This window comes from Streptomyces sp. NRRL WC-3605, assembly GCF_001509795.1.
In the GTDB taxonomy this organism is placed as follows: domain Bacteria; phylum Actinomycetota; class Actinomycetes; order Streptomycetales; family Streptomycetaceae; genus Streptomyces; species Streptomyces viridochromogenes.
Window position 1 is genome coordinate 21,308 of record NZ_LLZN01000038.1, and the last position, 19,783, is coordinate 41,090.

Annotated in this window: 17 protein-coding genes; 11 read left to right on the top strand and 6 right to left on the bottom strand. The window is 71.8% G+C overall.

The annotated features are described in order from the left end of the window. Positions 1 to 19 precede the first annotated feature (19 nt). Positions 20 to 283, bottom strand: coding sequence for a WhiB family transcriptional regulator (locus ADL34_RS06870; protein WP_003975777.1), 264 nt, complete (start codon positions 281 to 283; stop codon positions 20 to 22). A 648-nt stretch (positions 284 to 931) separates the two neighbouring features. Between ADL34_RS06870 and ADL34_RS06875 the strand changes: the two genes are divergently transcribed. From ADL34_RS06875 to ADL34_RS06890, 4 genes are all read left to right on the top strand, one after another. Beyond that, entirely contained in the window at positions 932 to 1,453 is a 522-nt protein-coding gene (locus ADL34_RS06875) for a cysteine dioxygenase (protein ID WP_062664484.1), read from the top strand. A gap of 33 nt (positions 1,454 to 1,486) precedes the next feature. Beyond that, on the top strand, positions 1,487 to 2,446 hold the full coding sequence (gene cofD / locus ADL34_RS06880) for a 2-phospho-L-lactate transferase (RefSeq protein WP_062664486.1): 960 nt from the start codon (positions 1,487 to 1,489) through the stop codon (positions 2,444 to 2,446). Next, positions 2,443 to 3,753, top strand: a complete 1,311-nt coding sequence (locus ADL34_RS06885; protein WP_062664487.1) for a coenzyme F420-0:L-glutamate ligase — start codon at positions 2,443 to 2,445, stop codon at positions 3,751 to 3,753. Before cofD ends, ADL34_RS06885 begins: the two co-directional genes overlap by 4 nt. A 73-nt stretch (positions 3,754 to 3,826) precedes the next feature. Beyond that, positions 3,827 to 4,828 carry a DNA-3-methyladenine glycosylase family protein gene (locus ADL34_RS06890; protein WP_079033984.1) on the top strand — a complete coding sequence of 334 codons (1,002 nt, stop codon included), beginning with the start codon at positions 3,827 to 3,829 and terminating at the stop codon, positions 4,826 to 4,828. A gap of 34 nt (positions 4,829 to 4,862) precedes the next feature. On the opposite strand, the gene ADL34_RS06895 is transcribed toward ADL34_RS06890, so the two are convergent. Both ADL34_RS06895 and ADL34_RS06900 read right to left on the bottom strand, forming a co-directional pair. Further along, positions 4,863 to 5,945: a sugar phosphate nucleotidyltransferase gene (locus ADL34_RS06895; protein ID WP_062664491.1), complete on the bottom strand. Its 1,083-nt coding sequence runs from the start codon at positions 5,943 to 5,945 to the stop codon at positions 4,863 to 4,865. Between the two features lie 255 nt (positions 5,946 to 6,200). Next, a complete protein-coding gene (locus tag ADL34_RS06900; protein WP_063892270.1) occupies positions 6,201 to 7,775 on the bottom strand; it encodes a peptidoglycan recognition protein in 1,575 nt (524 codons plus the stop codon). A 140-nt stretch (positions 7,776 to 7,915) separates the two neighbouring features. Here ADL34_RS06900 and ADL34_RS06905 point away from each other — a divergent pair, with 140 nt between their 5' ends. From ADL34_RS06905 to ADL34_RS06925, 5 genes are all read left to right on the top strand, one after another. Next, on the top strand, positions 7,916 to 8,671 hold the full coding sequence (locus ADL34_RS06905; RefSeq protein WP_062664495.1) for a TIGR03089 family protein: 756 nt from the start codon (positions 7,916 to 7,918) through the stop codon (positions 8,669 to 8,671). A 193-nt stretch (positions 8,672 to 8,864) separates the two neighbouring features. Then, complete coding sequence (locus ADL34_RS06910) at positions 8,865 to 10,004, top strand: LCP family protein (protein ID WP_079033985.1); 1,140 nt, start codon at positions 8,865 to 8,867, stop codon at positions 10,002 to 10,004. Between the two features lie 225 nt (positions 10,005 to 10,229). After that, positions 10,230 to 11,993 (top strand): LCP family protein, encoded by a 1,764-nt coding sequence (locus tag ADL34_RS06915; protein ID WP_062664499.1) that lies wholly within the window; start codon positions 10,230 to 10,232, stop codon positions 11,991 to 11,993. A 323-nt stretch (positions 11,994 to 12,316) separates the two neighbouring features. Continuing rightward, a complete protein-coding gene (locus ADL34_RS06920) occupies positions 12,317 to 13,921 on the top strand; it encodes an LCP family protein (RefSeq protein ID WP_199835533.1) in 1,605 nt (534 codons plus the stop codon). A gap of 220 nt (positions 13,922 to 14,141) precedes the next feature. Then, positions 14,142 to 14,609: a hypothetical protein gene (locus ADL34_RS06925; protein ID WP_062664501.1), complete on the top strand. Its 468-nt coding sequence runs from the start codon at positions 14,142 to 14,144 to the stop codon at positions 14,607 to 14,609. Between the two features lie 69 nt (positions 14,610 to 14,678). Here the strand turns inward: ADL34_RS06925 and ADL34_RS06930 are convergent, their stop codons facing one another. Beyond that, positions 14,679 to 15,716, bottom strand: coding sequence for a glycosyltransferase family 2 protein (locus tag ADL34_RS06930; RefSeq protein WP_062664503.1), 1,038 nt, complete (start codon positions 15,714 to 15,716; stop codon positions 14,679 to 14,681). A gap of 144 nt (positions 15,717 to 15,860) precedes the next feature. On the opposite strand from ADL34_RS06930, the gene ADL34_RS06935 reads away from it, so the two are divergent. Beyond that, on the top strand, positions 15,861 to 17,312 hold the full coding sequence (locus ADL34_RS06935) for an LCP family protein (protein WP_079033986.1): 1,452 nt from the start codon (positions 15,861 to 15,863) through the stop codon (positions 17,310 to 17,312). Between the two features lie 18 nt (positions 17,313 to 17,330). Here ADL34_RS06935 and ADL34_RS06940 read toward each other — a convergent pair whose 3' ends face one another. Next, positions 17,331 to 17,888 carry an acyl-CoA thioesterase gene (locus ADL34_RS06940; RefSeq protein ID WP_062664506.1) on the bottom strand — a complete coding sequence of 186 codons (558 nt, stop codon included), beginning with the start codon at positions 17,886 to 17,888 and terminating at the stop codon, positions 17,331 to 17,333. A gap of 119 nt (positions 17,889 to 18,007) precedes the next feature. On the opposite strand from ADL34_RS06940, the gene ADL34_RS06945 reads away from it, so the two are divergent. Continuing rightward, positions 18,008 to 19,294, top strand: a complete 1,287-nt coding sequence (locus ADL34_RS06945) for an LCP family protein (RefSeq protein WP_079033987.1) — start codon at positions 18,008 to 18,010, stop codon at positions 19,292 to 19,294. Between the two features lie 62 nt (positions 19,295 to 19,356). Here the strand turns inward: ADL34_RS06945 and ADL34_RS06950 are convergent, their stop codons facing one another. Further along, positions 19,357 to 19,719, bottom strand: a complete 363-nt coding sequence (locus ADL34_RS06950) for a four-helix bundle copper-binding protein (protein ID WP_062664511.1) — start codon at positions 19,717 to 19,719, stop codon at positions 19,357 to 19,359. Positions 19,720 to 19,783: the final 64 nt, after the last annotated feature.

The window sequence follows — 19,783 nt, forward strand, 5'->3', positions numbered from 1 at the left end:
CGGGCCGCCGGCCGTGCGGTCAGACGGCCGCCTTCTTCAGCCGGCGCCGCTCGCGCTCGGACAGGCCGCCCCAGATCCCGAAGCGCTCGTCGTTGGCGAGGGCGTACTCGAGGCACTCGGAGCGGACCTCGCAGGCGAGGCAGACCTTCTTGGCCTCCCGGGTCGAGCCGCCCTTCTCGGGGAAGAAGGACTCGGGGTCGGTCTGGGCGCACAGTGCGCGCTCCTGCCAGCCGAGCTCCTCGTCCGCGTCGTCGACCAGCAGTTGCTGCACCAGCTCGGTCATGTGCGCCCCTCGTCCGTCTTTCGCGTCCCCGTGATGTAGCCGTTACCGATTTCGGCTGAACGACACGAGTGAAATTACAAGTGTGCTGCTCCGGGCGAGTCAAGCCGAGATCTGCTATTGGGCCCCTTATTCACTCTGCGGAACCAAGGCCTAGCGGAAAGTGTTCAAATCGTCCTAAACCTTGACAACCGGACGGGGCCCGTACGGGAACGCCGTCCCGCGCAGAGCTTGTACAGGAAGAGACGTCCAGCCGTTCGATCTCGTTGCACACACGCGCGGATGCGAACCGGATCACAGTCCGATCACAGGATCACAACGACGCCCGTGCGCCCGGATGTGCGCCATGTGTCCCGGCAACCCGGTGCACAAACCTTTCGCCAGACAGATGAACCGGATGGGGTGAAAGCTGTGCCACATCACCGGGCGTCGAGTTGACAGTGGGGGCGTGAACCGCTGTCCTTGTGGGCATGCTCGCGAACCCGGCACTCACCTCGACCCGCACCGCCGGGTCCCTCGGTGCCGCCCGCGCGTTCTGCTGCTGTTGCTGTCCCAGCTGTTGAGCCCATCCCGCTCCGGCTGAAGGCCGCGTCCACCATTACGCGGCTGTCGTTCCCTCTGACCTTCTTTCACCGAGGAACCACCGCACCCATGAACAGCGACAGCGACCTCCAGATCGCCGGCGACATCCTCGAAGTCCCGCACCTCCTCCAGGCCCCGCGCGAGCACCCGTCCACCGTGGCGGAGTTCGTCGGCCTGGCCCGCTCCCTCGCCGCCGACCGGTCGCAGTGGGAGCACCTGGTCCAGTACGACGCCACGACCCGCTGGTACCACCGGCTGCGCACCGGTCCCGGCTACGAGGTGTGGCTGCTGTCCTGGGTGCCCGGACAGGGCAGCGGCCCGCACGACCACGGTCCGTCCTCCGGCGTGCTCACGGTGCTGGAGGGCACCCTGACCGAGCACACGGAACGCGGCACGCGCGCGCTGCGCCCCGGTGACGAGCGCGTCTTCGCGCCCGGCTACACCCACGACGTGGTGAACGACGCGCTGGAGCCCGCCGTGAGCCTGCACGTCTACTTCCCCGGCCTGACCGAGATGCCGATGGTCCCCCGCTCCCACCTCCGTGCAGCCGCGGCGCCCGCCGCCTGCGAGGCGCGCCCGGTGACCGCCTGACGCGTTGTCGCACCCGCCTGCCAGACTTGGGCCATGCGCATTGTGGTTCTGGCAGGCGGCATCGGCGGTGCCCGGTTCCTGCGTGGTCTGAAGCGGGCCGCGCCGGACGCGGACATCACGGTCATCGGCAACACCGGGGACGACATCCACCTCTTCGGGCTGAAGGTCTGCCCGGACCTCGACACGGTGATGTACACGCTCGGCGGCGGCATCAACGAGGAGCAGGGCTGGGGCCGGGCCGACGAGACCTTCCATCTGAAGGAGGAGCTCGCCGCCTACGGGGTGGGCCCGGAGTGGTTCGGCCTCGGCGACCGGGACTTCGCCACGCACATCGTGCGGACGCAGATGATCGGCGCCGGATACCCGCTGAGCGCCGTGACGCAGGCGCTGTGCGACCGCTGGCAGCCCGGCGTGCGGCTGATCCCCATGACGGACGACCGCGTGGAGACGCATGTCGCCGTCGAGGTCGACGGCGAGCGCAAGGCCGTGCACTTCCAGGAGTACTGGGTGCGGCTGCGCGCCTCCGTGCCCGCCGAGGCGATCGTCCCGGTCGGCGCCGAGCAGGCCAAGCCGGCGCCGGGCGTCCTGGAGGCGATCGGGCAGGCGGACCTCGTGCTGTTCCCGCCGTCCAACCCGGTCGTCTCGGTCGGCACCATCCTGGCCGTTCCCGGCATCCGCGAGGCCATCGCCGAGGCGGGCGTGCCGGTCGTGGGCCTCTCCCCCATCGTCGGGGGCGCGCCGGTGCGGGGGATGGCCGACAAGGTCCTCGCGGCGGTCGGTGTGGAGTCGTCGGCCGCGGCGGTCGCCGAGCACTACGGCTCGGGCCTGCTGGACGGCTGGCTCGTCGACACCGTGGACGAGAAGGCCGTGGAGCGGGTCGAGGCGGCCGGCATCCGCTGCCGGGCCGTACCGCTGATGATGACCGACCTGGACGCGGCCGCGCAGATGGCCCGGGAGGCGCTGACGCTGGCCGAGGAGGTGCGGGACGCGTGAACGGGCCGTCCGCGGAGGGGTTCCGCGTCTGGGCCGTGCCCGGGATGCCCGAGGTCCGGCCGGGCGACGACCTCGCCAAGCTGATCGCCGCGGCCGAGCCCGGACTCGCAGACGGCGACGTCCTCCTGGTCACGTCGAAGATCGTGTCCAAGGCCGAGGGCCGGATCGTCGAGGCCGCCGACCGGGAGGCCGCGATCGACGCGGAGACCGTCCGGGTCGTGGCGCGCCGCGGCCCCCTGCGCATCGTGGAGAACCGGCAGGGACTGGTGATGGCGGCCGCCGGGGTCGACGCCTCCAACACCCGGCCCGGGACCGTGCTGCTGCTGCCCGAGGACCCGGACGCCTCCGCGCGGGCGATCCGCGACGGGCTGCGCGACGCGCTCGGCGTCGACGTCGGCGTCGTCGTCACCGACACCTTCGGGCGGCCGTGGCGGACGGGGCTCACGGACGTCGCGATCGGCGCCGCCGGCGTGCGGGTCCTCGACGACCTGCGCGGCGGCGAGGACGCCCACGGCAACCCGCTGAGCGCGACCGTCGTGGCGACGGCCGACGAACTCGCCGCCGCCGGTGACCTGGTGAAGGGCAAGGCCGCGGGGCTGCCCGTCGCCGTGGTGCGCGGCCTCGCGCACACCCTGGCCGAGGACGACGGCACGGGCGCGCGGGCCCTGGTCCGCGAGGCGCGCGACGACATGTTCCGGCTCGGGACGTCGGAGGCCGTCCGGGAGGCCGTCACCCAGCGCCGTACCGTGCGGGCGTTCACGGACGAGCCCGTCGACCCGGGGGTCGTGCGCCGCGCGGTCGCCGCGGCCGTCACCGCGCCCGCCCCGCACCACACGACGCCCTGGCGGTTCGTGCTGCTGGAGTCGGCCGGCGCCCGCACCCGGCTGCTCGACGCCATGAAGGAGGCGTGGATCGCCGACCTGCGCCGCGACGGCAAGAGCGAGGAGTCCATCGCCAAGCGGGTGCGGCGCGGCGACGTGCTGCGCCACGCCCCGTACCTGGTGGTGCCCTGCCTGGTGATGGACGGCGCACACACGTACGGCGACCCGCGCCGGGACGCCGCCGAGCGGGAGATGTTCGTCGTCGCGGCCGGCGCCGGTGTGCAGAACTTCCTGGTCGCGCTGGCCGGGGAGCGGCTCGGCTCGGCCTGGGTGTCGTCGACGATGTTCTGCCGGGACGTCGTGCGCGACGTGCTCGGACTGGCCGCGGACTGGGACCCGATGGGTGCCGTGGCGGTCGGGCATCCGGCGCAGGAGCCGCGGCCCCGTCCGGAGCGGGAGGCGTCGTCCTTCGTCGAGGTGCGCTGACGCACCCCGCGGAGCGCCTACGCTCGTAGGGCGCCCCCTTCGGCGCACGCCCCTCCCCCACCCCGAGGACACCGTGGCAGGACGATTCCCCCAGCGGCCCACGCGTACGACCGTGCGCGGCGGGCAGGTCGCCGTACCCGCGGGGGTGCCGCGTCAGGCGCCGGCGCCCGCGCGCGTGCGGACCTGGACGCCGGACGGGCCGCTCGACCTCGGTCTGGTGCTGGGGCCGCTGCGGCGCGGGCCGGGTGACCCGACGTTCCGGGCGACGCCCGACGGCGCCGTGTGGCGGACCGCGCTGACTCCGGCCGGGCCCGGCACGCTGCGGGTCACCGCGCGCGGGGCCGAGGTGCGGGGCGAGGCGTGGGGGCCGGGCGCCGAGTGGCTGCTGGAACAGCTGCCGGACATGCTCGGCGCCGCCGACGACCCGTCCGTCTTCGTGCCCCGGCACCGGGTGGTCGCCCAGGCCCGGCACCGGCGGCCCGGGCTGCGGCTGACCCGCACCGGTCTGGTGATGGAATCGCTGATCCCGTCGATCCTGGAGCAGAAGGTCACGACCGACGAGGCGTACCGGGCGTGGCGGCTGCTGGTGCGCGCGTACGGCGAACCGGCGCCGGGGCCCGCGCCCGAGCGGATGTGCGTCATGCCCCACCCGCGGACCTGGGCGCTGATCCCGTCCTGGGAGTGGCACCGGGCCGGCGTGGACAACAAGCGGGCGTCGACGGTCCTGCGGGCCGTGCGGGTCGCCGCCCGGATGGAGGAGGCGGTGCGGATGCAGCCGGCCGAGGCGCAGGCCCGGCTGGAGCTGGTGCCGGGGATCGGGCCGTGGACGTCGGCCGAGGTCGTGCAGCGCAGCCATGGCGCGGCGGACGCGGTGACCGTGGGGGACGTGCACCTTCCGGGGATCGTGGGGTTCGCGCTGGCCGGGGACCGGGACGCGGACGACGCCGTGATGCTGGAGCTGCTGGAGCCGTACGCGGGGCAGCGGCACCGGGCGGCCCGGCTGATCCTGCTCAGCGGGCGGGTGCCGGCGCGCCGGCACCCGAAGATGCCGCGGGTGGACATCGGGCGCTGGTGACGGCGGGCCGGGCCCACCGTCACCCGGCGCCTGGCTAGAGGTCCGGTGAGAAGCGCACCGCGCCCGCCGGGATACGGGCGTCGCACCAGATCCGCGCCCCCTCGCGCAGTTCGTTGTCGGCGCCGACCACCGCGCCGTCGCCGATGACCGTGCCGGTGAGGACCGAGCGCTCGCCCACCCGGGCGCGGGTGCCGATGAGCGAGTCGGTGATGACCGCGCCGGGCTCGATGACGGCACCGGGCAGGATCGTGCTGCCGAAGACGCGGGCGCCCTCGGCGACGAACGCGCCCTCGCCGACCACCGTGCCGCCGGTCAGCTTGGCGTCGGCGGCCACCGTGGCCGTGGGCAGGACGAGACGGTCGCCGCAGCGTCCCGGCACGGCGGGCGACGGGGCCCGGCCGAGGACGAGGTCCGCGGAGCCGCGCACGAACGCGGCGGGCGTGCCCAGGTCGAGCCAGTAGGTGGAGTCGACCATGCCCTGCAGGTGCGCGCCGGCCGACAGCAGGTCGGGGAAGGTCTCGCGCTCCACGGAGACGGGACGGCCCGCCGGGATGGTGTCGATGACCGAGCGGCGGAAGACGTAGGCGCCCGCGTTGATCTGGTCGGTGACGATCTCCTCCGGGGTCTGCGGCTTCTCGAGGAACGCCGTGACGCGGCCGGTGTCGTCGGTGGGGACCAGACCGTAGGCCCGGGGGTCGGTGACCTTCGTCAGGTGCAGGGAGACGTCCGCGCCCGTGGTCTCGTGCGTACGGACCAGGGCGGGGATGTCCAGGCCGGTCAGGATGTCGCCGTTGAAGATCAGGACCGGGTCGTCGGGCGCGGAGCGCAGCCGGGAGGCGACGTTGCGGATGGCGCCGCCGGTGCCGAGGGGCTCCTCCTCCGTCACGTACTCCAGATGCAGTCCGAGCGAGGAGCCGTCGCCGAAGTACGGCTCGAAGACCTCGGCCAGATAGGACGTCGCCAGCACGATGTGGTCGACGCCCGCCGCTCTCGCTCTCGCCAGCTGGTGCGTGAGGAACGGGACCCCGGCCGCCGGGACCATCGGCTTCGGCGTGTGCACGGTGAGCGGACGCAGCCGAGTGCCCTTGCCGCCGACCAGGAGGATCGCTTCTGTCACCTGTCGTCTCTGCTTCCTGCCGGGACCGGCCCGAACTGTCTTTCGGCCGGCCAGTGTATGCAGACCGTTGCGCGGTGCCCTCGACGGCAGTGCGGTGCCTCGTGTCCCGCCCCTCGTCCCCCGACGGCGGTGAATGCGACCCCATGGCCCCCCATGAGTCCCCCTTCGACCGGACGACGTCCAGGGCCCCCTGTCAGACCTCTGCCGGCCGTGACGGGTTCCCTGGACGTCCTTCCCCGTTGGCTTCTCCCGCGGTCAGCGTCCCTGGTAACGGGCGGACGTCGAGCGGGTCGAGCCGAGCTTGCGGTAGAGCTGGAGCCCCGGGCACGCAGTGGAGAAGCCGTCCCGGTGACCGGAGATCACATTCAGTCGTACGTTCTTTCCCTTTCGGTAGAGATTGCCACCGCCGGACGTCAGATATGTCTTTCCGCGCGGATTGGCGCCGAAGAGGCCGAGCTTCCAGGCGGTGAGGCGCGCGACGGCCTTCACGGCGGCCTTGGACGGCTTCTTCGAGCCGTAGGTGCCGAGGACGGCGATCCCCATGCTGTTCGTGTTGAACCCGCGGGTGTGGGCGCCCAGGACGGCCTTCGCCACGCCCCCGGCCCGGCCCTCGTAGATCCGCCCGCACTTGTCGACGAGGAAGTTGTAGCCGATGTCGCGCCAGCCCATGCTCACGACGTGGTAGCGGTAGATACCGCGGATGACCGAAGGGGCCTGCGCGCAGGTGTACTTGTTGCCCGTGGCCGTGTGGTGGACGAAGGCCGCCTTCACCTTGCTCGTGTAGACGAACCGGCTCTCCCGCCACCGCTCGTTGGCCCCCCAGCCGCGCCGGGTGACGATGCCCGGCCGCGGCCCGATGTACGGCTTCGCCTTCTGGGCCGCCGTCAGTTCGCTGCCGCGCAGGGTCAGCAGCTCGCGCTCGGTCTCGGCCCGGCCGAGGGCGGGGATCTCCGTGGCGCCCGCGGCGGCGAGTTCGGCGTTGGCGGTGGAGGCGGCGACGGCCTCGGCGGTCTCCGGCTGCAGGGCGCCGGGGCGGGCCGCGCCGAGCGTCTCGTCCTGGGTGGCCTCGCCGGGGTCGACGAGTTCCAGGCGCAGGCCGGCGGGCAGGGGCGTCGCGGAGGCGGGCGCGGGCGCGGGGGTGGCCACCGTGCTGTCGCCGGTGGCCGGGGTCTTCTCGGGTTTCGTGCTGTCGCCGGTCGCCGGGGTCTTCCCGGGTTTCGTGCCCGTGCCGTCGCCGGTCGCCGGGGTCTTGCCGGGTTTCGCGGCCGTGCCGTCGCCGGTCGCCGAGGTCTTCCCGGGTTCGGGGTCGGTGCCTTCCGGGGTGACCCGTAGTTCGACGCCGTTCGACGCGCCGACCCAGAGGGGGGCCGTCGAGCCGCGCAGGCGCCCGGGGGCGCCCTCCGCGGTGTCCGGGTCGGCCGCGTGGTCGGCGTTGTGGGTCTCGACGTCCTGCCAGCCCGACCAGACGCCGGTGGCGGCCTCCCGGGTGCGGACCTGGACACGGCCGAGGAGTTCGGCGGCCGGGTCGTCCCAGACGACGCCGACGAGGGAGAAGGGACGTACGGTCCGGCGGGACAGCCCCTGTTCGGCGGGGTCGTCCGCGGCACGCTCGCGGGTGAGAGGGGTGAGGGGCAGGGACTGGGTGCTGCCGGCGGCGCTCGGCCCGGCGCTCTCCCGGCGCGCCGACGGGCCGGCCGTCAGGGCCGCGCTCGTGGCCGCTTCCGCGCCGGGCACCGGTCTCCCGGTCGCGGCGACGGCGGGTGGGGTGAGCGGGAGAGCGAGAGCGGCCGCGCACGTGACACCGATCGAGGAAGCAAGGAATCCACGCATACCCCTGATGTTGAACATAGTCATACAAACCTGTCCATCGAGGACTTGACGGGGCGTCGGCGGGTGTTCGGCCGAACCGGTGTCGGGGCGTTGGTGCCGCCGGGGGGTGCGACTCCGGGCGCCCGCGTACCCTTTTCCGGGTGAACGCCACCGATCGCACCCCTGCCGACCTGCTGCGTTCCGCGCTCGCCGCGGATCCCGGACGCCCCCTGGTGACCTTCTACGACGACGCCACCGGGGAACGCGTCGAATTGTCCGTGGCCACCTTCGCCAATTGGGTGGCCAAGACCGCGAACCTGCTCCAGGGCGACCTGAACGCCGGTCCGGGCGATCGGGTCACCCTGCTGCTGCCCGCGCACTGGCAGACGGCCGTGTGGCTGCTGGCCTGCTCCTCGGTGGGCGCGCTCGCGGACGTCGGCGGTGACCCGGCGGCCGCCGACGTGGTGGTGAGCGGACCGGACACGCTGGAGGCCGCGCGGGCCTGCCGGGGCGAGCGGGTGGCGCTGGCGCTGCGGCCGCTCGGCGGCCGTTTCCCGCAGCCCCCGGAGGGCTTCACCGACTACGCGGTGGAGGTGCCGGGCCAGGGCGACCGCTTCGCGCCGTTCACGCCGGTCGACCCCGACGAGCCGGCGCTGATCGTCGCCGGGCGCGAGTTCAGCGCCGCCGAGGTGGTGGAGCGGGCCCGCGCCGAGGCGCCGGGGCTCGGCCTGACCGGGCCGGGCTCGCGCATCCTGTCCACGCTGCCGTACGACACCTGGGAGGGGCTCGGCGCCGGGCTGTTCGGAGCTCTGGCGACGGGCGGCTCGGTCGTGCTGTGCCGCAACGCCGACGGGCTGGACGACGAGGCCCTCGCCAAGCGGATCGAGGCGGAACGGGTGACCGCCACCGCCCGCTGAGGCGGTCCCGCCCCTCATCACACACGGCCCGCCGAGGCGGTTCCGGCACTCCACCGCCCGCCGAGGTGGCCCCGGCACCCCGCCCCCGTCACCCGTTCGGCGCAGCACCACCCGCCCCCCGGACGGCATCGGCGCCATGGTCGTAGGAGCAGCCCACACCGCACGCGCCATGTCATGAGGGGTGGACCCAGCCGTGACCGAGACCGCACGCTCGCGCCGGGGGGCGTCGGCCAGGAGGACATGGGTGCGGCGGGGGGCCGTCGGCGCCGGACTGCTGCTCGCCGCCGCCGCCGGGACCGGCTGGCTGGTGTACGCCAAGCTCGACGGGAACATCACCCCGGACGAGGCCGCCGCCGCCGAACTCGCCCGGTACGAGAAGGAACGGCCGAGCGCGGCCGTGCGGGGGGCGCAGAACATCCTCGTCATCGGCTCGGACTCGCGGTCCGGCGACGGCAACCGGCGCTACGGGCGCGACTCGGGGAGCGAGCGGTCCGACACCACGATCCTGCTGCACCTGTCCGCCGACCACCGCAGCGCGACGGCCGTGTCCATACCCCGGGACCTGATGGTCGACGTCCCCGGCTGCCGGCGCGCCGGCGGAGGGCGCAGCCGTCCCATGTTCGCGATGTTCAACCACGCCTTCCAGGTGGGCGGTTCGGCCTGCACGATCCGCACCGTGGAGCGGATGACCGACATCCGGGTGGACCACCACATGGTCGTGGACTTCCACGGGTTCAAGGAGATGGTGGACGCCGTCGACGGCGTGGAGATCTGCCTGACGAAACCCATCCGCGACAAGGCGGCCAAGCTCCGCCTGCCGGCCGGGAAGGTGACGCTCGACGGCGAGCAGGCCCTCGGCTACGTCCGCGCCCGCAAGTCCCTCGGCAACGGCAGCGACACCGACCGCATGGAGCGCCAGCAGCGTTTCCTCGCCGCACTGGTGCACAAGGTGCAGAGCAACGACGTCCTGCTGAACCCGGTACGGCTCTATCCGGTGCTGGACGCGGCGACGTCCTCCCTCACCACCGACCCTGCGCTGGCCAGTCTGCGTGGTTTGTACGATCTCGTCCGCGGTATGCGCGACATCCCCACCGAACGCGTCCAATTCCTGACGGTCCCGCGTGAGTCCTACGTCTACAACGCCAATCGTGACCAGTTGGTGGAACCCGAGGCGCAGCGCCTCTTCGAGCGGCTGCGCCTGGACCGGCCGGTGGCCGTCGCGGATTCCCGGGGGAAATCCCCGCGTTCCCGGGGCGAATCGGGGCAGGGGAGTTCCGCGTCCCCGGCGCCCACGTTCCGCGGCAACACGGCCGCCGAGAGCGGCTGCGAGTAAAGCGCATCCCAAGTCAAGGGGACCTGTCCAGGGGATTGGGCGGAATTGCCCAGTTGTAGGGACGTGGAATTTGTCACCGTTCTCGCTCGACGCTGAACTGGGCGGATAGTGTGAGCGCCCTGGCGCACCCTGCCGTACTTGGGCTCGCGCACTGTTCGACCGAGAGACCCGAGCGCCTTGGAGGGGGTAGGCGCCGCGTGGCCCCGACGGAGGATTCAGACAACCGTGGACGCGCAAGGCCGTGGGCGGGCGGATGACATCGATCCCGCAGACCAGTGGGTGCTCAATCCGAACACCGGCGAATACGAACTGCGACTGACTCCTTCCGGACCGCAATCACCGGTTCCCGGTCCGCGCAGGCCGGGCCCCCGTGCCGGTGGGCCCGCGGGACCCGGTGGCGCGGGGCGCCCGGGGGGTGGCGCCCGTGACCGGTCCGCCGCCCCTGAGCAGCGGCCCGCGCCGGGCCGTGAGGTCCCGGCCCAGCGCCGGCGCCGGGGGGAGCCCGAGGAGCCGCCGGGACGCCGTTCGCGCCGGCCCGTCAAGAAGAAGAGCCGGGCCAAGAAGGCCGTGCTGTGGACCGGTGGCGTGATGGCGTTCGTCGTGGTCGCCGCCGCGGCCGGGGCCTACCTCTATCTGGAGCACCTCAACGACAACATCCAGTCCGTGTCCGACGACGGCGCGAGCACCGGTGGCTTCAGCAAGGACAAGGCCATCAACATCCTGCTCATCGGCACGGACAAGCGCACCGGCGCGGGCAACGAGAAGTACGGCGACTCCGGCAGCGCCGGCCACGCCGACACCACGATCCTGCTGCACGTCTCCAAGGACCGGTCGAACGCCACCGCGCTGAGCATCCCGCGCGACCTGATCGTGGACATCCCCGACTGCCCCACCGAGCAGGAGGACGGCAGCCGGAAGGTCATCCAGGGCGAGACCGGCACCCGCTTCAACAAGAGCCTCGGCCAGGCGGGCCGTACGCCCAGCTGCACCATGCGCACGGTGACGGAGCTGACGGGGATCAAGCCGGACAACTTCATGGTCGCCGACTTCAACGCGGTGAAGACGCTGACGTCGGCCGTCGGCGGCGTCGAGGTCTGTCTGGGCAAGGACATCGACGACCCGGACTCGCACCTGAACCTGCCGAAGGGCAAGCACGTCATCGAGGGCGAGCAGGCCCTCGCCTTCGTCCGCACCCGGCACTCGGTCGGCCTGGGCGGCGACCTGAGCCGGATCGGGCTCCAGCAGCAGTTCCTCAGCGCGCTGATGCGCAAGCTGAAGTCGAACGACACGCTCAAGAGCCCCACGAAGATGTTCACGCTGGCCGAGGCCGGCACCAAGGCGCTCACCGTCGACTCCCAGCTCGACAGCATCGACAAGCTGAAGGACCTCGGTCTGGAGCTGGGCAAGCTCAACGTCAAGAACCTGACCTTCACCACGGTCCCGGTGATCGACAACCCGGCCGAGAAGGTCAAGGTGACCGTCGTGCTCAACCCGTCGAAGGCGCCGGAGGTCTTCCAGGCGATCCAGAACGACGTCTCCTTCACCGAGATCAAACAGCAGAAGAAGAAGGAGGCCTCCGCGGTGGCGGCCCGGCTCAAGGGCTCCAAGGCCGACGCCTCCGAGGTGCGGGTGCGGATCATGAACGGCGGGGCCCCGGCGGGCAGCGCGCAGGAGACCCTGTCCTGGCTGCAGACCGAGGAGAACGTCACCAAGTCGGAGAACGCGGGCAACGCGCCCGCGTCTCTTTCGAAGACGACGCTGGAGTACGCGCCGGACCAGGCGGACCAGGCACGCCGGCTCGCCGCCATCATGGGGCTGTCCGGCGCGGCGATGAAGCCCGGCAAGAGCGTCACCAACGCCCAGGGCCTGCCCACGATGACGCTGACGCTGGGCAAGGACTTCAAGGGGGCGGGGGTGCCCCTGACGGCTCCGACCAAGGCGCCCGACGTGGAGAAGTCCACCGCGGACAAGGTGGAGTGCGCGAAGTGACCACGGTTTCCGGCCGGGAACGCAACTGTGCCGGGCTCTCGTTGGTCTGACACAGGACGTGGTCGTGCCGGGCGGTGTCGCCCGGCACGCCGTGCGGCCGTGCCGGGCGTGGATTTTGCCGGCACATGGCGAACCCGGATCGGACCCCAGGTGGTCTGACAGATCGCGGACCGGTGTCGGACAGGTTGGCTTGATACGGAGTTCGCTCCGCCGCGGACAGGGAGGTCCTGCGCGGAGCGACGGTGTGCGGGCCAAGGGTGGGGAAGGGCAGAGAGTTGGCGCAGAGCGGTGTGCGGGGGGAGGTCCCCGCTGTGGACGACACGATGTCGCTCACCCGGCAGCCCGGTCAGGACACGCCGGCCGGCCAGGACGGCGGCGGGCGGCGCGGCGGGAGAGGCGACGGCGGCCGAGGGCCCGGCAAGGGTGGCCGCAAGCGGCGTGCGCTGCGCTGGTCGGCGACGATCCTGGCGGTCGTCATACTCGGGACCGCCGGTGCCGGGTATCTGTACTACCGGCATCTGAACGGCAACATCGAGAAGGGCGAGCGCAGCAGCGGCGACTCCAAGGCGAAGAAGGCCGAGCCGAACGCCGCGGGCCAGACGCCGATGAACATCCTGCTGATCGGCTCCGACAGCCGCAACTCGGACGCGAACGTCGCGCTGGGCGGCAGCCGGGACAACCGGGGCAACCCGCCGCTGGGCGACGTGCAGATGCTCATCCACCTGTCGGCGGACCGTGAGAGCGCCGCGGTGGTCAGCATCCCGCGGGACACCCGGGTCGACATCCCCAAGTGCACGGATCCCGAGACCGGCGACACCTACCCGGCCACGAACGACATCATCAACACGTCCCTGGCCCGCGGTGGGGCCGGCTGCACCCTGGCCACCTGGCAGAACCTCACCGGGGTCTACATCGACCACTGGATGACGATCGACTTCGCCGGCGTGGTGAGCATGGCGGACGCCATCGGCGGCGTCGAGGTCTGTGTGAAGCAGAACGTGTGGGACCGTCCGCTGCCGGGGGTGCCCGGCGGTTCCGGCCTGAAGATGAAGGCCGGCCGCAAGGACGTCGAGGGCAAGCAGGCGCTGCAGTGGCTGCGCACCCGGCACGCGTGGGGCAGCGACCCGCTGCGGGCACGCGCCCAGCACATGTACATGAACTCGATGATCCGCACGCTGAAGAAGCAGAACGTCTTCACGGACACCGGGCGCCTGATGAACCTTGCCGAGGCGGCGACGAAGTCGCTGACGGTCTCCGAGGAGATCGGCACCGTGAAGAAGCTGTACGACCTCGGCATGCAGCTCAAGTCCGTGCCCACGGACCGCATCACGATGACGACGATGCCGAACGTCCAGGACCCGCAGAACGCCAACCACCTCGTCCCGGCGGCGAGCGCCGGCAAGATGTGGCAGATGCTCCGCGAGGACGTGCCGTTCGACAAGAACGGCAAGAAGAAGGACCAGGGCAAGGACGGCGACGCGGAGAAGGAGGCCACCACCGCCCCGACGTCCGCCCCCGGGGGGATCGGCGTCTCGGTGGTGAACGGGACCAGGACCGCCACCCTCGCGCCCGTCTCCGGCCGGGCCCACGCGATCGCCCGGCACCTGGTGGACAAGGGCTACACCCAGGCGTCGCAGGACTCGTCGCCGGCGGTCTCCGAGGAGCGCACCGTGGTGCGGTACCCCAGTGAGGACCTCAAGGGCGACGCGGTGCAGGTCGCCAAGGCGCTGGGCATTCCTGAGAGTTCGGTCCGCCGGTCCACCGACGTCTCGGGCGTCACGGTCGTCGTCGGCTCCGACTGGCGTACCGGCACCGCGTATCCGAAGCAGTCCAAGCCCTCGGCGGGCAGCCTGCCGGACGACTCCGACGCGATCAACGGTTCGGACGAGGACGCGTGCATGGAGGTGTACGCGCCCTACCGCTGGTAGTCACCCCGGACGCCGTGTCCACCCGCGGGATCGCCCTCGACGTGAGGGCGATCCCGTTTCTTTATGGCCAACCGGCAGCGATCTTCGGTCATAGGCGAACACGAACGATCACTCAGTGACCGGAACATGCCACGATCTTGGAGCCGTTCACGCAGGGCTGCGCTCACAAAGCCCGCGAGGGCGGGTCCGATCCGTCGCGCACGTGAGAGGTCTGCAACTGATGCACAAGAGCGTGAAGTTCACAGCCACCCGCTGGATCACCACCGGGGCCATGGTCCTCGGCCTGGGCGTCGGGGTCCCCCTGGCCACCGCCCCCGCGGCGCAGGCCGCGGCGCAGGCCGGCTGCAGCGGAACCCTGATCGACCAGATCAAGCACTACGACTACACGGTCAGTTCGCACCCGCTCGTCGCCACGACCTACCTGTACTGGGACGGCACCTACAACTGCGCGCGGTCGGTCAAGGCGGGCTCCTACTACGGTGTCAGCTCCCGGATGAACCTGGACCTGTGGACCAAGGCCGGCGGGCACGACAACGACAACGGCTACTTCAGCTACGAGGCCGGGCCCGTGAAGGTCAACGGCAAGAACACCTGTATCAACTTCGAGCTGGACATGTGGCGCCCCAACGGCGGCGCCAACTTCCTGCAGGACCACGTTCCGCCGTCGGGCTACTTCCACTGCGGCTGACGTCCGCGTGAGGACGGGGGTTGTCGCGGCATCGCCGCGGCAACCCCCGCTCGTTTCCCGGGTGTCGTGTCAGGAGACCGCGTCGACGTCGCGTACCGCCGGGCGGCGCGAGGCGATGACCTTGCGTGCCAGTGAGCGCGGGCTCGTCAGGAAGCCGTAGCCCCAGGACATGTGCATGGTGGCCAGGGCCACCGGGATCTGGAGGCGGGCCTTCAGCGGCAGTCCCCTGCCGGCCGGGACCGAGCCCGCGGCGATGGCCGCGAGGTAGCCGCCGGGCACGACCAGCGCCCACGGCGTCACCGCGACGCCGAGCACCAGACCCGCCGCGATCGCGCAGACCGCCGTCGGCGGCGCCAGATAGCGCAGGTTGATGGAGCCGGCGTGGTAGCGGGCGACGACATGACGCCAGCGGCCGTAGTCCTTGTACTGCTTGGCGAGCGCCCTCACGCTCGGCCGCGGGCGGTACGACACCTTCAGCTCCGGCGAGAACCAGATCAGGCCGCCCGCCTCGCGGATGCGGAAGTTCAGCTCCCAGTCCTGGGCGCGGATGAACTCCTCGTTGTAGCCGCCCTGCTGCTCCAGCGCCTCGCGCCGGAAGACACCCAGGTACACGGTCTCGGCGGCCTGCGCCTCACCGCCCGTGTGGAAGGCGGCGTTGCCCACACCGATCTTCGACGTCATCGCGGCGGCGACGGCCTGCTCCCAGGCGTTCTCGCCCTCGGCGTGCATGATGCCGCCGACGTTCTGCGCGCCGGTCTCCTCCAGGAGCCGCACCGCGGTCGCGATGTAGTTCGGCGAGAGCATGCCGTGCCCGTCGACACGGACGACGATCGGGTGGCGGGACGCCTTGATCGCCGCGTTGAGGGCGGCGGGCGTACGGCCGGTCGGGTTCGGGACGGTGTGAACGCGCGGGTCTTCGGCCACGAGCTCGGCGGCGATCTCGTCCGTGCGGTCCGTGGACGGACCGAGGGCGATCACGACCTCCATCTCGCCGGCGTACTCCTGCGCGAGGATCGCTTGGACGGCTCCGCGCAGATGCCGCTCCTCGTTGAGGACGGGCATGATGACGGACACGGCGGGGAGCTGCACGTCGGGATTGGCGTTCATAGGGGGCTCACGTTACCGCGAACGGGGGACACGGGTGCGCCCCGCCGTGTCCGGTGCACCGGGCAGCAGATCGTATGGGCCTACGGTGCTCACGGATCCCACGTACGGCCCCCAGGGGCACGCCCCCAGCGGAGGTATCCCTTCATGCCCACGCCGCCCCGACGCACCTCCGGCTCCCCGCAGCGCAGCCCGCAGCCGTCCCGCGGCGGGGCACGGCCGGTCGCGCCCGGCCGGCGCAGGAGGCCGCGCTGGGCCATGCGGGCGGTGACCACGCTCTCCGTCGTCGTCCTGGCCTCCGCCGGGATCGGGCACGCGGTGGTGACCAGCCTGGACGCGAAGATCGCGCGCGTGGACCCGTTCCGGGACATGAAGAACCGGCCGCAGGGCGGGCACGGGATGAACGTCCTGCTGGTCGGCACCGACGGCCGCGACCGCATCACCGCGCAGGAACGGCGCAAGTACCGGCTGGGCGGCGCGCCCTGCCACTGCACCGACACGATCATGCTCGTGCACATCTCGGAGGACCGGGAGCGGGCGAGCGTGGTGAGCCTGCCGCGCGACTCCTACGCCGAGGTGCCCGCCGCCGACGGACGGCCCGCCCACCCCATCAAGATCAACGCGGCGTACGCGGAAGGCGGCCCCCGCCTCACCGTCCGCACGGTCGAGCACATGACCCACGTCAAGATCGACCACTATCTGGAGGTCGACTTCACCAGCTTCATGAAGACGGTCGACGTGCTCGGCGGCGTGCGGATCTGCACCTCCGCCCCGCTGAAGGACTCCTACACCGGCCTGGACCTGCCCGCCGGCGACCACAAGCTGATGGGCGGCGAGGCCCTGCAGTTCGTCCGCGCCCGGCACATCGACGGCGACGCCGACCTGGGGCGGGTCCAGCGCCAGCAGCGCTTCATGGCGGCCCTGATCGAACGGGCCACGTCGTCCGGCATCCTGCTGAACCCCATCCGCTTCCGGGACGTGACCCGGGCCGTACTCGGCTCGGTCCGGGCCGACAAGGGCTTCGGCACGGGCGAGCTGCTGGACCTGGGACGCGCGATGCGGAACTTCTCCCCCTCGTCGTCGGAGTTCGCCACCGTCCCGATCGGGGAGCTCGGCTACCTGGTGAAAGGCATCGGCTCCACGGTGAAGTGGGACACGGCACGCGCCGAGCGGCTGTTCCGCGCCCTGCGCGAGGACCGCCCGCTGGCCGCGCACCGCACGAAGCGCAAGGCCGTCACCGTCGAGGTCGCCCCGCAGCAGATCCGCGTCCAGGTGGAGAACGGCACCCACCGGACGGGCCTCGGCAAGCGCGCCGACGCGGCCCTCGCGGCCGTCGGGTTCCGTACGACGGGACAGCCGGTGGACGCGGCCGACCGCTCGGTGAAGCGGACGGTCGTCGCCCACGACCCCGGCTGGGACCGCTCGGCGAAGTCCCTCGCCGCCGCCCTGCCCGGCAGCGAGCTGCGCGCGGTCAAGGGGCTGGGCCCCACTCTGAAGGTGATCGTGGGGACGGACTTCGGCACGGTCCGCAAGGTGCGCGCCGAGGACCCCACGCGGGAGACGGTGGTGCTGCGGGGCGACGAGGCGGGCTGCGCCTGACGGACGCCGTCGGCCCCGTCAGTCGTCGAAGCCCTCCGCGGCCCGCTTCGCGCGCAGCTCCATGATGGCTCGGCGGCGGGCCAGGCGGTGGGTGCGGCGGATCTGCGCCTCCTGGTTGCGGCGCCGGTCACGGTCGGTCTCCGGTATCACCGGCGGGACCCGGCGCGGCTTGCCGTCGGCGTCCACCGCGGCGAAGACCAGGTAGGCGGAGCCGACCTGGGTGGGCGGCGTCGACTCGTTCCAGCGCTCGGCCAGGACCCGTACGCCGACCTCCATCGAGGTCCGGCCGGTCCAGTTGACCTGGGCCTTCACATGGACCAGGTCGCCCACGCGGACCGGCTCCAGGAAGGCCATCTCGTCCATGGAGGCGGTGACGGCGGGACCGCCGCTGTGCCGGCCGGCCACCGCCCCCGCCGCGTCGTCCACCAGTTTCATGATCACACCGCCGTGCACGGTGCCCAGGAGGTTGGTGTCGCTGTGGGTCATGATGTGGCTGAGGGTGGTGCGGGACGCGGAGATCGGCTTGCCCGGGATCTCCGCGCTGTCCGCTTCCGCGGTGGTGGCCTGGTCTGTCATGGCCTCCACCTTATGCCGCGGTGGGAATCGCGGACTTTGTGTTGGGTTCGCAACAGCCGTGCCTCTATTTTCCTTCGAACCTTGTGGGGGACCCGGTCGTGCCCTGCACACTTGGGCGCATGAATGACTGGCCCCAGGGATGGGATGGCGACGACCGCGGCACCGGTTACGGACGCGGCAGCGCGAGCGCGCGTCCGGAGAGCGCCCGTGTGATGCGGCAGGTCCGCCGCGGCCAGGGCGCCCAGCCCGGGCAGGGCTACGGCGGTGTGCCCCGGCAGCCGTCGTACGTCGACGGCCAGGGTCACGGCGGTCACGGCGCCGGCGGCTACGACGACGGGTACGACAGCGGCTACAACACCGGCCAGGTGTACGGCGGCGGAGGCGGCGGTCACGACGGCGCCGGACCCCGCGGTCCCCGGCCCGCGCCGAACTGGCGGCGCCGGATCAAGGTGACCGCGATCACCCTGGTCACGCTGCTGGTCGTGACGAGCGTCGCCACGTACTTCTGGGCCGACTCCAAGCTCAACCGCGAGGTCGACCTGTCCAAGGTCATCGACCGGCCGGAGGCGGGCGAGGGCACCAACTACCTGATCGTCGGCTCCGACAGCCGTGAGGGCATGACCGACGAGCAGAAGAAGAACCTGCACACCGGGTCCGCCGAGGGCAAGCGCACGGACTCGATGATGATCCTGCACACCGGGAGCGGCAGCCCCACGCTGATCTCGCTGCCCCGCGACTCGAACATCACGATCCCGTCGTACAAGGGCTCGGACTCCGGGAAGCTCTACCAGGGCACCGGACGCCAGACGAAGCTGAACGCCGCCTACGCGGAGGACGGCCCCGAGCTGCTGGTGCGCACCGTCGAGGCGAACACCGGCCTGCACATCGACCACTACGTCGAGATCGGCTTCGCCGGCTTCGCGAACATCGTGGACTCGGTCGGCGGCGTCGAGATCGACATCCCCCGGGACATCAAGGACAAGAAGTCCGGCGCCGACTTCAAGAAGGGCAAGCAGACCCTGAACGGCGAGGAGTCCCTGGCCTTCGTCCGCACCCGGTACGCGCTGCCCGGCTCCGACCTGGACCGCACCAAGAACCAGCAGAAGTTCCTGTCGGCCCTGGCGAACCAGGTGGCGACCCCGGGAACGGTCCTGAACCCCTTCAAGCTCTACCCGACGATGGGCGCGGGCCTGGACTCGCTGATCGTCGACGAGGACATGGGCCTGTGGGACCTGGCGTCCATGTTCTGGGCGATGAAGGGCGTCAGCGGCGGTGACGGCACGTCGATGAACATGCCGATCTCGGGCAACTCCGCCAACGGCAACCTCCAGTGGGACACCGCGAAGGTGAAGAAGCTGGTGGAGGAGCTGAAGAACGACGAGACGGTGACCGTCTCGGCCAAGTAGCCCACCCAAGCACGAGCGAGGGCACCCCGGCCGGGGTGCCCTCGTCCGTCTGCCGGGCGGTGTCACATCGTGGCGCCGGCCATCGCGCGACAGGTCGCGGCGCAGCGGCGACACGCCTCGGCGCAGCGCATCATCTGCGGATCGTCCGGCATGGACATACACGCCTCCGCGCACATCTCGCACGCCTTGGCGCACATCGCGCACATCTCCGCCGACATCGGCGAGCGGCGCATCATCATGTCGGCGCACATGCGCGTGGTCTCGGCGCAGTCCATCAGCGCGCGCATGACCTGCATCTGGCCCTGGCCGCCCATCTGCATGACGGAGCTCATGGTCTCCTCGCAGACGGTGTGGCAGGTCATGCAGGCGTCGACGCAGTCCTGCATCTCCTTGGTCATGGCGGGCATGGTTCCGTGCTGGGTCATGACTCCTCCTGGGGACGCGGGAGCCCGGGCCGGGCCCCGTGCCCTTCCGTCCTACGCCCGCCCG

What these genes read in the sequence shown, in the direction of transcription:
- ADL34_RS06925 (WP_062664501.1), top strand. Translation starts at nt 14,142, where the DNA reads ATGCACAAGAGCGTGAAGTTCACAGCCACCCGCTGGATCACCACCGGG.
- ADL34_RS06940 (WP_062664506.1), bottom strand. Translation starts at nt 17,888, where the DNA reads ATGACAGACCAGGCCACCACCGCGGAAGCGGACAGCGCGGAGATCCCG.
- ADL34_RS06900 (WP_063892270.1), bottom strand. Translation starts at nt 7,775, where the DNA reads ATGCGTGGATTCCTTGCTTCCTCGATCGGTGTCACGTGCGCGGCCGCT.
- ADL34_RS06950 (WP_062664511.1), bottom strand. Translation starts at nt 19,719, where the DNA reads ATGACCCAGCACGGAACCATGCCCGCCATGACCAAGGAGATGCAGGAC.
- ADL34_RS06920 (WP_199835533.1), top strand. Translation starts at nt 12,317, where the DNA reads ATGTCGCTCACCCGGCAGCCCGGTCAGGACACGCCGGCCGGCCAGGAC.
- ADL34_RS06945 (WP_079033987.1), top strand. Translation starts at nt 18,008, where the DNA reads ATGAATGACTGGCCCCAGGGATGGGATGGCGACGACCGCGGCACCGGT.
- ADL34_RS06930 (WP_062664503.1), bottom strand. Translation starts at nt 15,716, where the DNA reads ATGAACGCCAATCCCGACGTGCAGCTCCCCGCCGTGTCCGTCATCATG.
- ADL34_RS06935 (WP_079033986.1), top strand. Translation starts at nt 15,861, where the DNA reads ATGCCCACGCCGCCCCGACGCACCTCCGGCTCCCCGCAGCGCAGCCCG.
- ADL34_RS06870 (WP_003975777.1), bottom strand. Translation starts at nt 283, where the DNA reads ATGACCGAGCTGGTGCAGCAACTGCTGGTCGACGACGCGGACGAGGAG.
- cofD (WP_062664486.1), top strand. Translation starts at nt 1,487, where the DNA reads ATGCGCATTGTGGTTCTGGCAGGCGGCATCGGCGGTGCCCGGTTCCTG.
- ADL34_RS06875 (WP_062664484.1), top strand. Translation starts at nt 932, where the DNA reads ATGAACAGCGACAGCGACCTCCAGATCGCCGGCGACATCCTCGAAGTC.